Source organism: Kitasatospora sp. NPDC001309, from assembly GCF_042896295.1.
GTDB lineage: Bacteria > Actinomycetota > Actinomycetes > Streptomycetales > Streptomycetaceae > Kitasatospora.
Genome location: NZ_JBIAXC010000004.1, coordinates 260,384 through 272,229, shown reverse-complemented (window position 1 = coordinate 272,229; position 11,846 = coordinate 260,384). Strand labels below are relative to the sequence as shown.

The following is an 11,846-nucleotide window of genomic DNA, read 5'->3' as shown; positions in this document are numbered from 1 at the left end:
CTCCGGGAGCCACTTGTGATCCTCGTCCCCGCTGCCGTCCCGCGCACCGCGCCCGTCTTCCAGCGGCTGATCGACCCCGGGCACCGTCCGGCCGTCCGTGCCGCGCTGACCGTCGAGACCCTGCCGCCCGGCGTCCTGGTCGAGCAACTTCCTTGCGAACCGGTCGAGTCGGTCACCGTGGTGCTGGCCGGACGGCTGTCCGCGGGCGGCCGGATCCTGTCCCCGGGCGAGGCGCTGCACCACCCGCCCGGCAGCAGTCACCGGCTCACCGCCGTGCGCGGCGCACCGACCGCCGTGCTCACCGTCCGGCCGGTCCGGTCCGCAGCCGACATCCCCGTCCAGCGCGGCGGTTCGCGAGCCCTCGGGCCCGTCCGGTCCGCCCGGCGGATCGCCGTCGACACCGTGCTGCTCGCCCCCGGCGGACAGCACGGGCCGTACGCCGTGGCCGCGGTGGACACGTTCCTGGTGCTGCTCTCCGGCGCCGACGCCCGCCTCGCTCTCGACGACCGTGAAGTTCCCTTGTTCCCAGGTGACTTGGTCTACCTCCGGGCCGGTGAGCGGTACGTCCTGCGGGCCGGTGCGGGTGAGCCGGTGGCCGCCGTGCGTGGCCGGGTCGGCGCGGTTCTGGGACCTGAACAGGACCTCGAACCCATGCGAACGGGGCAGGCCCGTCCGCACAGTGGTGGGCAGAGCGATTGATCGATCGGATCGGCCGCTCGGAAGAATCAGGAGTACCACCTCATGTCCACGAACACCGCGACTGCCTCGACGACTGCGACCATGATGATCTGTACGGCTGGAGTGCTGGCGGGCGTGATCGCGGCAGCCCTGGCACTGCGCAAGGTCTGTTCCGGCTCCGCCTCGGAGTCGATCGGGCGTTCCGGGTCGAAGTCCGGCACGGTCACGCCGAAGGATTGCCCGTTCGGATGCGGGCCCGGCCAGTAGCTCACCCCGGCCGCCCCCTCTTCCGACTGACAGATGACAACGAACAGCTGACAGATTTCAACATCTGTCAGCTGTTCGTTGTCATCTGTCAGCTGTTATTCGTCGGCTCTCGCCCGCTGCCTGCTGCCTGCTGCCCGCCGCCCGCTCGCACCGCCACCCCCGGGCCCGCTAGTGCTGAGCCCGCTACCGGTTGGCCGCCGCCGAGCGCGGCAGCACCGCCAGCACCTGCGTGCCGTGCTGCTGGGGCAGCGGTCCGACGGTGCAGCGGCCGCCGATCTCCGCGGCCCGGTCCGCCATCGACCGCAGGCCGACCCCGCCGCCGGGCGGTTCGTCGACGGTCTCGGTCTCCCGGTACCCGACCCCGTCGTCCTGCACGGTCAGCGTCAGCGCCTCGTCGTCCACCCGGAGCGCCACCCGCACCGTCCGGGCCCGGGCGTGCCGCAGCACGTTGTTGAGCGCCTCCGCGCTGATGCGGTAGGCCGCGACCTCCACCGCCGCCGCCAGCTCCGGCAGCGGCTCCGGCGAGACCTCGACCGTCACGGTCAGCCCGGCCCCGCTGAAGTTGTCCGCCAGCTGCCGGACCGCCCGGGCCAGTCCGAGTTCGCCCAGCGGCGCCGGCCCGAGCCGGTCGGTGATCCGGCGGACCTCCTGGATCGCCATCCCCAGGCCCTCGGAGACCGTGTGCAGCGGGTCCGCGAGCCCGCCGTCCGCCGTCGAGGCCGCGTTGTCCACCCGCAGTCGCAGGCCGGCCAGGGCCGGTCCGAGCCCGTCGTGGATGTCCCGCCGCAGCCACCGTCGTTCCTCCTCCCGGGCGGCGATGATCTGCTCCCGGCTGGCCAGCAGGTCCTCCTGGAGCTGCAGCGAGGCGACGGCGGGCGAGGCCTGGTCGGCGAGCGAGCGCAGGATGTCGACGTCGGTCGCCGCCAGCCGCTCCTCGCCCGTCCGCAGCCCGACGGTCAACTCGCCGATCGGCAGCCCGTTGTGGACGAGCGCGAAGCCCTGGCTGCGGCCGTTCAGCCGCCCGGCGGTGGCCAGCGTGCGCCGTCCGGCCCGGGTGGTGACGGCCAGGGTGACGCCGGGCAGTTTGAGTTCCTCGGCGACCGTCGCGCACAGCGCCGCCGGCAGCTGCTCCGGGTCGACGACCTGCCGCACCCGCCCCGCGAGCGTGCGCAGCACCTGGTACGGCTGCGCGCGTTCGCCGTAGTACAGCCGGTCCACCACGGCGACGGCTCGTCGCGCCGCCTTCGGCAGGGTGGCGCCGAGCGCGTACACCAGGGCGATCAGCAGCAGGGCGGGCCCACCGCGCCCCGGTAGCAGCGAGTTGGACAGTGCGGCGGCGGCCACCACGAACAGTCCGGTGACGCCGGTGCCCAGCAACAGCCCGATCAGGACGCTGCGGGCCGCCCGGTCGAGCCGCCAGCCGTGGTCCCGGATCACCAGGAAGCCGATCGCGACGGCCCAGACCGCCCCCGCCGCGGTGAACAGCCAGTAGCTGAGCCAGTAGTGGTCGGCCCGGTTGCGCATGTAGAAGTCCTGCAGCGCGACCCAGAGCACGTACGCCCCGAGCATGCCCGCCACCCGCAGCCGGTGCCGACGGGTCTCGGCCGCGTCGCGCCCCGGGACGGCGGCCGGCCGCAGCAGCCGGGACAGCAGGACCAGCGTGACGAACCCGAGCACGCACTCGCTGATCAGCAGGTCGTGGCCGCCCAGTCCGTCGACCACTCTCACGGCGAGGTGCGCCGGCGGGCTGTCGGCCAGCGGATTGGTCCGCCCGTAGGTCGTCGGGTCGGCGAGGCCCTGGGCCACCTCGGCGCTCACCCACACGCCGACGGCCCCGATGAACCACCACCATCGCCGCGTCGTCAGCCGTCCGCTCGGCAGCCAGAGCGGCAGCGCGTAGATGAGCGTCGTCCTGACCGCGCTGAGCACCGTGTCGAAGGCCAGCACGGCGCCGGCGATGCCCGGGTCGCGGACCTCGACCCAGAGCGGTGCGGCCGCCACCCGGGGGAGGATGTTGGTGAGCGCGTAGACGAGCATCACCCAGCCGAGCGGGCTGCCCGGGCGGTGCGCGTGGAGCAGCATGCCGGCCCCGGCGGTCGGCAGGGCGTAGACCAGGATGGCGAGTTCGTCGCGGGGGTGGGAGACGCCCGGTTCGCCGAGGTGGACGAGCACGTAGCAGATCCACACCGTCGCCGAGACGAAGCAGAGCGCGGTGACGACCGCGGCGGCGGTCAGTTGCCGCTCGGCCCGGGTGCGGCGCGGGGGAGAGGAGACCGTGATCATGGCACCACCTCGGTTCTCGACAGCGGGTGTTCCGCCGGCCGCGTCGTGGTCCGCCGGCGCCTCGTCCCCAGGGTGTCCGGTCCCAGTCTGCTCGGCCCGGTGTCCCGGTCGCCTGAGGCAGCGGTCACGCATTCCGGGCGGGACGGCGGTGGGCGCCACCCCCGCCGTGCGGACGACCTCCGGGCATGTCACGGAGAGTCACGTGATCGCCGCTGCTAGTGTCGGCCGGGTGGATGAACACCAGCTGGTCGCACCCTCCGGCCCGGCGGGCGGGGCGGCACCCGTTCGGGTACTGATCGTCGACGATCACCCCCTCTTCCGGGAGGGGCTCAAGGCGGCGCTGGAGAGTGCCGAGGGCGTCACCGTGGTGGCCGAGGCCGAGCGGGTCGCCGATGTCCCGGACGCGGTCGCCCGACACAGCCCGAACGTGGTGATCATGGACCTCTCCCTGCCCGACGGCTCCGGGCTGGAGGCCGTCCGCCGGCTCTCCGGCCAGGAGCAGTCCCCGCCGGTGCTGATGCTGACCATGTCGGACGACGACGGCAACCTGCTCGCCGCGCTCCAGGCGGGCGCCCGCGGCTACCTGGTCAAGGGCGCGGGGCGCGAGGAGGTGCTGCATGCCGTCCGGACGGTCGCCGCGGGCGGCGCGGTGTTCGGCGGCGAGGTCGCCGGGCGGATCACGGCGCTGCTGGCCGGGGCGAAGATGCGCGAGGCCGGGCAGCTCTTCCCCGACCTCACCGCCCGCGAGGCCGAGGTGCTGGACCTGGTCGCGCGCGGCCACGACAACCGGCGGATCGCCCGGGAGCTCGTGGTCGCGGAGAAGACCGTCCGCAACCACGTCACCCACATCTTCGAGAAACTGCACGTCGCGACCCGCGCGGAGGCCGTCGCCCGGGCCCGCGACATGGGCCTCGGCGACGGCTGAAACCGCCCCCGACGGGGGAGCGCCGCAGCCGTCCGGGGGTGCCGGTCCGCCGACCGGCACCCCCGGAGTCGTCCTGGTCCCACCGGACCTACGACTGCGTCACCACTGCGTCACGGCTGCATCTCGTACGCGCCCGAGAGCGCCTCGACCCGCGCCCACACCTTCGCGGCGCGCTCGGCGTCCGCCACCGGGCGGCGCACGTTGGCCAGCGCCCAGGCGGCCTGCTCCTCGGTGGCGGAGGCCTTGCCGTGCAGCTCGGTCGCGTGCGCGGAGAAGTCGCGGACCAGCGCGTCGAACACCTGGTCCAGGACATCGGCGTCGAGGCCGGTCAGCTCGGCCTGCTCCAGCACCAGCTGGCCGTAGACGATCAGCGCGAACAGCTGGCCGATCTCCAGCAGGAAGTCCAGGTCGGCCTGCTGCTCCTTGCTCGGCGCGTGCTTGAGCAGCAGCTCGCAGAAGCCGTCGGCCTGCTCGCGGAAACGGGCGACGTTCGGCAGCTGGGCGTGGCGGTCGTAGGCGGCGCGCCAGTCGTGGAAGCGGATCGCGCCGAGGCCGCGGGCCGGGCCCTGGTGGAACAGGAAGGCGTCGTCGGCGGCGTCCAGCCGGGTCGGCACCGGCGGGTACTCGGCGGGCGCGAACAGGTAGTTGCCCATGAACTTGAGGATCAGCGCCAGGTTGACGTGGACCGTGCCCTCCAGCTTCGGCAGGCCGCGGATGTCCTTGGCGGCCTTGTCGAAGTAGGTGTCCGCCTCGAAGCCCTTGGCCGCGATGACGTCCCACATCAGGTCGATGACCTTCTCGCCCTCGGTGGTGACCTTCATCTTGGTCATCGGGTTGAAGAGCAGGTAGCGGCGGTCCTCGGCGGAGGCCGTGCGGAAGTAGTCGACGGCCCGCGCGCTGAACAGCTTCATCGCCACCAGACGGGCATAAGCGTCGGTCAACTCCCGCCGCACGTGCGGGAAGTCGGTGACCTTGCGGCCGTACAGCACCCGGTTGTGGGCGTGCGTGACGGCCTCGTACATCGCGTGCTCGCAGATGCCGACCGAGGCGGTGCAGAGGTTGAACTTGCCGACGTTGACGGTGTTCAGCGCGGCGTCGAAGGCGGCCTGCCCGGTGTGCAGCACGTCCTCGGCCCGGACCGGGTAGTCCTCCAGACGGAACTCGCTGACGTACATCTGGGCGTTCACGACGTTCTTGACCAGGTGGTACGCGTCGTGGCGGCTGTCGGCGGCGAAGAAGACGTAGCCCTCGGGGCCCTCGACGTCCGAGCGGCGGCCGAACACCGAGACCAGGCCGGCCACGTTGCCGTTGCCGATGTAGTACTTGGGGCCGGTCGCGGTGAAGCCGCCCTCGCCGTCCGGGGTGAGGATCATGTCGGTGGAGTAGATGTCGGCGCCGTGGGAGCGCTCGGACAGGCCGAAGGCCATCACGTGGCCCTCGGCGAGGAGCTTGGCGGCGCGGGCCCGGACGGCCTCGTTCTCGCTCTGCCAGACCGGGCCGAGGCCCAGGATGGTGACCTGCCAGGTGTACCAGTAGCCGAGGCCGTAGAAGCCGAGGATCTCGTTCAGCTCGGCGATCCGCGCGGTGTCCCAGCGCTTGTCGGCGTCGGCCGCGGACGGGGTCAGGAACTCCGCGAACAGGCCCTCCCGGGCGGCGAATTCGAGGAAGTCGCCGTACCAGGCGCGGTCGATGTAGGTGTCGATGAGCGCCTTCTTGCCGCGGGACTCGAACCAGTCGACGGTCGCGCGCAGCAGCCGGCGGGTCGGCTCGTCGAACTGCGCGGGGTCGTAGGTGCGCGGGTTGAAGAGCATCGGGGGCTCCCAGGGGGTCGAGGGTGTGAGGACTCGGCGGGGCGGGGTGCGGCGGGCGGGTGGACGGACGGCGGCGAACAGAGTTCAGAAGACAGATGTCAGCGAACAGATTTCAGATTTCAAACTCTGTCATCTGTGATCTGTCATCTGTGATCTGTTCCCCGTCCGTCCTCCGCGAGCCGGCGCAGGGTGGCGAGCACGTCGTCCAGCCAGGCGAGGGTCATCCGCTCGAACTCGATGCCGCCGCGCAGCACGACGTGCTGGAGCTCCTGCCGGGTGTCCAGCGCGGTGAGGTCGGGGAAGTCCCGCTGCTCGCCGTGCAGGTAGCGGGCGAGGAGGGCGGCGTGGCTGTCGCGGTGCCGCTCGACCTCGGAGATCAGCGCGGCCGGGTCGTCGAAGGCGGCGGCCCGGATCTTGACCGCGAGCTCGTGCCGTACGGTCTCCGGTTCGACCGGTTCGCGCAGCCAGTCGGCCAGCGCGGCCCGTCCGGGCCCGGCCGCCGAGTAGACCTTCTTGTCCGGGCGGCCGTCCTGCGCGACCTCCTCGGCGGCGACCCAGCCGTCCGCCTCCATCCGCCGCAGCACCCGGTAGATCTGCTGGTGGGTGGCGGTCCAGAAGCGTCCGATGGAGCGGTCGAAGCGCCGGGCCAGTTCGTACCCGGAGCCGGGCTGCTCCAGCAGCGAGACGAGGATCGCGTGCTCCAGTGCCATGCCCAGCATCCTGCTATGCAACGAGTTGCATAGGCAATGGGCCCTCGGAGTGTTGAGACGCAGGTCACCGGCGTGATCGGATGGTTATCGGTCATTTCGGACTATCAGGTGCAAAACCTTGGAGAAGCGCCAGAATAGGTACGGGGCTTGCCCCTTCCCATGGTCCGAAACCACAGGAGGTGGTATCGGTGGCAACCCATGTGCCGACAGGCATGGAGCACCACCCGGACATCGTCGAACTCCGGGAACACTACGAGCGGGTCACCTCGACCCCCCGCGCCCAGGGCGTCGAAGCCCTGGCCGTTCTGGCCGGCCTGTTCCTCGCGGCATCGCCGTGGATCGTCGGCTTCACCGCGTTCAGCACCCTGACCGTGACCTGCCTGATCGTCGGGCTGGCCTACACGGCACTGATGGCCGGCTACGGCTCGGCCTACGAGCGCACCCACGCGAGGGCCTGGGCCGCCGCCGCGCTCGGTATCTGGACGATCATCTCTCCCTGGGCCGTCTCAGGGTCCGTCGCGCACGGCAAGAACATCGTCACCTGCGTCATCGTCGGTGCCGTGATGTTCCTGCTCGGACTCGCGGCGATCTCGATGGCCACGATCACGTCGAACGGAGCAGCGATGCGGCTCGGCCGGGCCGGCCGCGCCAAGGGCTGACCTTCCCCGCAGCCCGCGTCCGGGGCACGGAGGGCACTCGTGCCCGCCGCGCCCCGGCGCACCGGCCGACGAGGCCGGGCCGGGCCGGCTACGGGTGCGTCATCCGCAGCACGTCCAGCGCCCGGTCCAGCTCCTCCTCGGTGAGCGCGCCCCGCTCGACGTACCCGCGTTCCAGCACCACCTGGCGGATGGTCTTCCGCTCGGCCAGCGCCTGCTTGGCGACCTTCGCCGCCTCCTCGTACCCGATGTAGCGGTTCAGCGGCGTCACCACCGAGGGCGAGGACTCCGCGTACTCGCGGGCCCGTTCGACGTTCGCGGTGATGCCGTCCACCGTCCGGTCCGCCAGCAGCCGGGCGCTGTTGGCCAGCAGCCGCACCGACTCCAGCACGTTGCGGGCGATCACCGGGAGCATCACGTTCAGCTCGAAGTTGCCGCTCGCGCCGGCCAGCGTCACCGTCGCGTCGTTGCCCACCACCTGGGCGGCGACCATCAGCACCACCTCGGGCAGCACCGGGTTCACCTTGCCCGGCATGATGGACGAGCCGGGCTGCAGATCCGGCAGGTTGATCTCGCCCAGGCCGGTGCGCGGACCGGAGCCCATCCACCGCAGGTCGTTCGCGATCTTCGTGAACCCCACCGCCACCGTGCGCAGTTGGCCGCTCAGCTCGACCAGCGCGTCCCGCGCGCCCTGCGCCTCGAAGTGGTCGCGGGCCTCGGTCAGCGGCAGCCCGGTGGCCCGGGCGACCTCCTCGATGACGGCCGCCGGGAACCCGGGCGGGGTGTTGATGCCAGTGCCCACCGCCGTTCCGCCGAGCGGCAGTTCGGCGACCCGGGGGAGGGTCGCCAGCAGCCGCTCCCGCCCGTGCCGCACCTGGGCCGCGTAGCCGCCGAACTCCTGGCCGAGGGTGACGGGCGTGGCGTCCATCAGGTGCGTACGGCCGGACTTGACCACCTGCGCGAACTCGACCGACTTGCGCTCCAGCGCCTCCGCCAGGTGCTCCAGCGCCGGGATCAGGTCGTGGGTGACGGCGGCGGTGGCGGCGATGTGGATCGAGGACGGGAACACGTCGTTGGACGACTGGCTGGCGTTCACCTGGTCGTTCGGGTGGACCGGCCGCCCCAGCCGTTCGCCGGCCAGGGTGGCGATCACCTCGTTGGCGTTCATGTTGGACGAGGTGCCCGAACCGGTCTGGAACACGTCCACCGGGAACTCGTCGTCCCAGCGGCCCTCCGCGACCTCCTCGGCGGCCGCCGCGATCGCCCCGGCCGTCTCCTCGTCCAGGACCCCGAGGCGGGCGTTCACCCGCGCCGCGGCCGCCTTGACCCGGGCCAGCGCGGCGATGTGCGCGCGCTCCAGCCGTTGGCCGGACACTGGGAAGTTCTCCACCGCCCGCTGCGTCTGCGCCTGCCACTTCGCGGCCGCCGGCACCCGCACCTCGCCCATCGAGTCGTGCTCGACCCGGTACTCCTGCGGCCTCTCCCGCTCGTCACCCATCGCGCGCTACACCTCCTGTACGGGCCGGTCCGGCCCGGTCACGGGACTTCCGATCACCACAGCCGCTCGCGGGCCCCGGGTATTTCCACCCACAGCAGCCCACCCGGCTCGGCGCCGAGCTGCCCGACGACCGTGCCGTCCGGGGCCCACACGCCGGAGCGGCCCGAGGTCTCCGCGAACTCGCCGCTGGCCCCGGCACTGGTGGACAGTACGCCCCAGACCCCGTGCGCGCCGGTCCGCTCCCGCAGGTGCCCGGCGAGCCGCTCGGCCTGCGCGGGGCCGGGACCGTACAGGGTGGAGGCGACGTAGGCGTCGATACCGAGGGCGGCGGTCTCCTCGGCGTGGGCCGGGTCGGCGGCGTCGGCGCACACCGCCAGGCCGAGCCGCAGGCCGTCCAGCTCCAGCACGACGGGCCGCTCGCCGGGGCTGAACCGGTCGAGCTCCGGCCCGTGCAGCCGCATCTTGCGGTAGACGACCCGGGCGCCCCCGCCGGTGACCGCCAGGGTGGCGATGGACTCGCGCCCGTCGGCCTCCGCGACCGGCGCGCCGACCAGCGCCAGGGCGCCGGTGGCGCCGCAGGCCTCGACCAGCGGGGCGAGCCGGGCGTCCGCCGGGTCGACGGCGGGGGCGGTCAGGTCGTAGCCGGTCAGGGACAGCTCGGGGAACACCACCAGTCGGGTCCCCGCCTCCCGGACGGCCGCGGCGTGCCGTCCGGCGTTGACGGCCAGGGTGTCCGGACGGCCGGGGGCGGCGCAGACGGGCTGGGCGACGGTGACCGTGACGGCGGCGGGGGTGGCGGGCGCGGTGCCGACGTCGGCGAGCGGCGCGGACGCAGGCGCGGACGAGGGCACGGCGGAGCCTCCGGCGGGCGGGGGAGTCGATGGTCAAGATCAACCTATGGGTCCCTCGGACGGCCGGGCAACAGTTCGGCGACCGCCGAAACCACGCCGCCCCGCCCCGCCGACCGCACCAGGTGGACGGCCCTCGGCCGTTCGCGCCATGATCACTCGAACGAGTGAGATCCCGGCCGGAACGCTTCAAACGGTCGTACGGCACTTCGTACGCTCCTGACCGGGTCGGGCGGATTCCGACCGCCCCGGAGCGCCGCGATCCGGCCCGGGGAAACCGACGCAGGGGGCGGACCGGATGACCACAGAACACGACGGCAACGACACCCACCGCGGCCTGACCAGACGGCAGCTGCTCGGCGCCTCCGCGGCGCTCGGCGGCGCAGCCTGGCTGCTGCGCGGCACCATCGGCCCCGACAGCGCCGAGGCGGCCACGCCCGTACCGCCCGGCCTTCCCGCCGGCACCGAGCTGTACCAGCGGGTGTTCCAGAACTGGTCCGGCGAGATCCGCACCGACCAGCTGTGGACCTGCGCACCGCGCACCCCCGAAGAGGTCCCGGCCCTCGCCGACTGGGCGCACGCCAACGGCTGGCGGCTGCGCGCCACCGGCTACCGGCACACCTGGGTCCCGCTCACCGTCGCCAACGGCACCCCGGCCGACGCCCGCGTCCTGCTCGTGGACACCAACCGGTACCTCACGGCCATCACCGCCGACTCACCCACCACCGTGCGGGCGCAGACCGGCGCGAGCATGGACGCGCTGCTCACCCACCTGTCCGACCGGGGCCTCGGCCTGACGGCCTGCCCGGCGCCGGGCGACCTCACCGTCGGCGGAGTGCTCGCCATCGGCGGCCACGGCACCGCCACCGGCGCCGGCGGCGAACTGCGCCCGGACGGGCACGGCTACGGCTCGGTCAGCAACCAGGTGGTCAAGCTCACCGCCGTCGTCCTCGACCCGGCGACCGGCCGCTACGCGCTGCGCACCTTCGACCGCGCCGAGGCCGACAGCGCCGCGTTCCTGGTGCACCTCGGCCGCGCCTTCCTCACCGAGGTCGTGCTGCGCGTCGGAGCCGACCGCCCGCTGCGCTGCGTCAGCCGGCTGGACATCCCGGCGAGCGACCTGTTCGCCCGCCCCGGCACCCCCACCGGCGGCGGCGGACTGCTCGGCGGACTGCTGGGCGGCGGCGGTGGCCCGCGCACCCTCGCCGACTTCGTCGAGCGCGACGGCCGGGTCGAGGCGATCTGGTTCGCCTACACCGACTACCCGTGGCTCAAGACCTGGACCGTCGCCCCGAGCAAGCCGCTCGCCTCCCGGGCCGTCGACCAGCCCTACAACTACCCCTTCTCGGACAGCATTCCGGAACCGGTCGCCCGACTGGCCGGCCAAATCATCTCCGGCGCCTGGGGATCGGCCCCGCTGTTCGGCCAACTCCAGTACCTCATCGCCAAGGTGGCGCTCACCGGCGACCTCACCGACGTCCTGCTCTCCGGCGGACTGCTGCGTGACCTGCTCACCGGCGACCTGATCACCCACCTGCTCGCCGGCGGCCTGCGCTCCGACCTCTGGGGCCCCTCGCGCGCCCTGCTGCAGTACGTCCGGCCCACCACGCTGCGGGTCACCGCCAACGGCTACGCGATCCTGACCAAGCGCGCCGACCTGCAGTGGGTGGTCAGCGAATTCGCCGCCTACTACCGGCAGTTGCTCGGCGAGTACCAGGCCAGGGGCGAGTTCCCGGTGAACGGCGCGGTGGAGATCCGGGTCACCGGCCTGGACGACCCGTCCTACTCCGGCGTCCCCGGCGCCCGGCCGCCGCTGCTGTCCGCGCTGCGCCCCCGGGCGGACCGCCCGGAGTGGGACACCGCGGTCTGGCTCGACGTCCTCGCCTTCCCCGGCACGCCCGGACTGGAGCGCTTCGCCCGGGACTTGGAGCAGTGGCTGCTGCGCACCTTCGACGGCACCCGGGCCGGGGCGAGGGTCGAGTGGTCCAAGGGGTGGGCGTACACGGCGGACGCCGCCTGGTCCGACCAGGACGTGATCGGCCGGGCCATTCCCGACAGCCTGCGCGCCGGGGGCGGGCCCGGCTGGGACGAGGCGGTCGCCACGCTCGACCGGTACGACCCGCACCGGGTGTTCGGGAACCCGTTCCTGGACGGGCTGTTGAAGTAACGG

General features: G+C 72.9%; 10 protein-coding genes. 4 read left to right on the top strand and 6 right to left on the bottom strand.

Features of this window, described 5'->3' with window-relative positions; genetic code table 11:
• Positions 1 to 15: 15 nt before the first annotated feature.
• Complete coding sequence (locus ACFY2K_RS06555) at positions 16 to 699, top strand: hypothetical protein (protein ID WP_387709927.1); 684 nt, start codon at positions 16 to 18, stop codon at positions 697 to 699.
• Positions 700 to 725: 26 nt separating this feature from the next.
• On the opposite strand, the gene ACFY2K_RS06550 is transcribed toward ACFY2K_RS06555, so the two are convergent.
• Positions 726 to 950 (bottom strand): hypothetical protein, encoded by a 225-nt coding sequence (locus tag ACFY2K_RS06550; protein ID WP_380520891.1) that lies wholly within the window; start codon positions 948 to 950, stop codon positions 726 to 728.
• 178 nt (positions 951 to 1,128) lie between these two features.
• Positions 1,129 to 3,228, bottom strand: a complete 2,100-nt coding sequence (locus tag ACFY2K_RS06545) for an ATP-binding protein (protein ID WP_380590945.1) — start codon at positions 3,226 to 3,228, stop codon at positions 1,129 to 1,131.
• A 229-nt stretch (positions 3,229 to 3,457) separates the two neighbouring features.
• On the opposite strand from ACFY2K_RS06545, the gene ACFY2K_RS06540 reads away from it, so the two are divergent.
• Positions 3,458 to 4,153, top strand: coding sequence for a response regulator (locus ACFY2K_RS06540; protein WP_375890700.1), 696 nt, complete (start codon positions 3,458 to 3,460; stop codon positions 4,151 to 4,153).
• A 110-nt stretch (positions 4,154 to 4,263) separates the two neighbouring features.
• On the opposite strand, the gene ACFY2K_RS06535 is transcribed toward ACFY2K_RS06540, so the two are convergent.
• The gene (locus tag ACFY2K_RS06535) at positions 4,264 to 5,964 is read right to left on the bottom strand and encodes an acyl-CoA dehydrogenase family protein (protein ID WP_380520896.1); all 1,701 of its coding nucleotides are present in this window, start codon (positions 5,962 to 5,964) and stop codon (positions 4,264 to 4,266) included.
• Positions 5,965 to 6,107: 143 nt separating this feature from the next.
• Positions 6,108 to 6,674, bottom strand: a complete 567-nt coding sequence (locus ACFY2K_RS06530; RefSeq protein ID WP_380395886.1) for a PadR family transcriptional regulator — start codon at positions 6,672 to 6,674, stop codon at positions 6,108 to 6,110.
• Between the two features lie 188 nt (positions 6,675 to 6,862).
• Between ACFY2K_RS06530 and ACFY2K_RS06525 the strand changes: the two genes are divergently transcribed.
• Entirely contained in the window at positions 6,863 to 7,333 is a 471-nt protein-coding gene (locus tag ACFY2K_RS06525; RefSeq protein ID WP_380395887.1) for an SPW repeat protein, read from the top strand.
• 88 nt (positions 7,334 to 7,421) lie between these two features.
• Here the strand turns inward: ACFY2K_RS06525 and ACFY2K_RS06520 are convergent, their stop codons facing one another.
• A complete protein-coding gene (locus ACFY2K_RS06520; protein ID WP_375890692.1) occupies positions 7,422 to 8,828 on the bottom strand; it encodes a class II fumarate hydratase in 1,407 nt (468 codons plus the stop codon).
• Between the two features lie 53 nt (positions 8,829 to 8,881).
• Complete coding sequence (locus tag ACFY2K_RS06515; RefSeq protein WP_387709923.1) at positions 8,882 to 9,679, bottom strand: carbon-nitrogen hydrolase family protein; 798 nt, start codon at positions 9,677 to 9,679, stop codon at positions 8,882 to 8,884.
• Between the two features lie 295 nt (positions 9,680 to 9,974).
• On the opposite strand from ACFY2K_RS06515, the gene ACFY2K_RS06510 reads away from it, so the two are divergent.
• Positions 9,975 to 11,843: a cholesterol oxidase substrate-binding domain-containing protein gene (locus tag ACFY2K_RS06510; protein ID WP_387709922.1), complete on the top strand. Its 1,869-nt coding sequence runs from the start codon at positions 9,975 to 9,977 to the stop codon at positions 11,841 to 11,843.
• The last annotated feature ends 3 nt before the right edge of the window (positions 11,844 to 11,846 follow it).

Excerpts from the sequence above, each read along its gene's own strand:
- ACFY2K_RS06545 (WP_380590945.1), bottom strand. The coding sequence starts at position 3,228 with ATGATCACGGTCTCCTCTCCCCCGCGCCGCACCCGGGCCGAGCGGCAA.
- ACFY2K_RS06535 (WP_380520896.1), bottom strand. The coding sequence starts at position 5,964 with ATGCTCTTCAACCCGCGCACCTACGACCCCGCGCAGTTCGACGAGCCG.
- ACFY2K_RS06530 (WP_380395886.1), bottom strand. The coding sequence starts at position 6,674 with ATGGCACTGGAGCACGCGATCCTCGTCTCGCTGCTGGAGCAGCCCGGC.
- ACFY2K_RS06520 (WP_375890692.1), bottom strand. The coding sequence starts at position 8,828 with ATGGGTGACGAGCGGGAGAGGCCGCAGGAGTACCGGGTCGAGCACGAC.
- ACFY2K_RS06510 (WP_387709922.1), top strand. The coding sequence starts at position 9,975 with ATGACCACAGAACACGACGGCAACGACACCCACCGCGGCCTGACCAGA.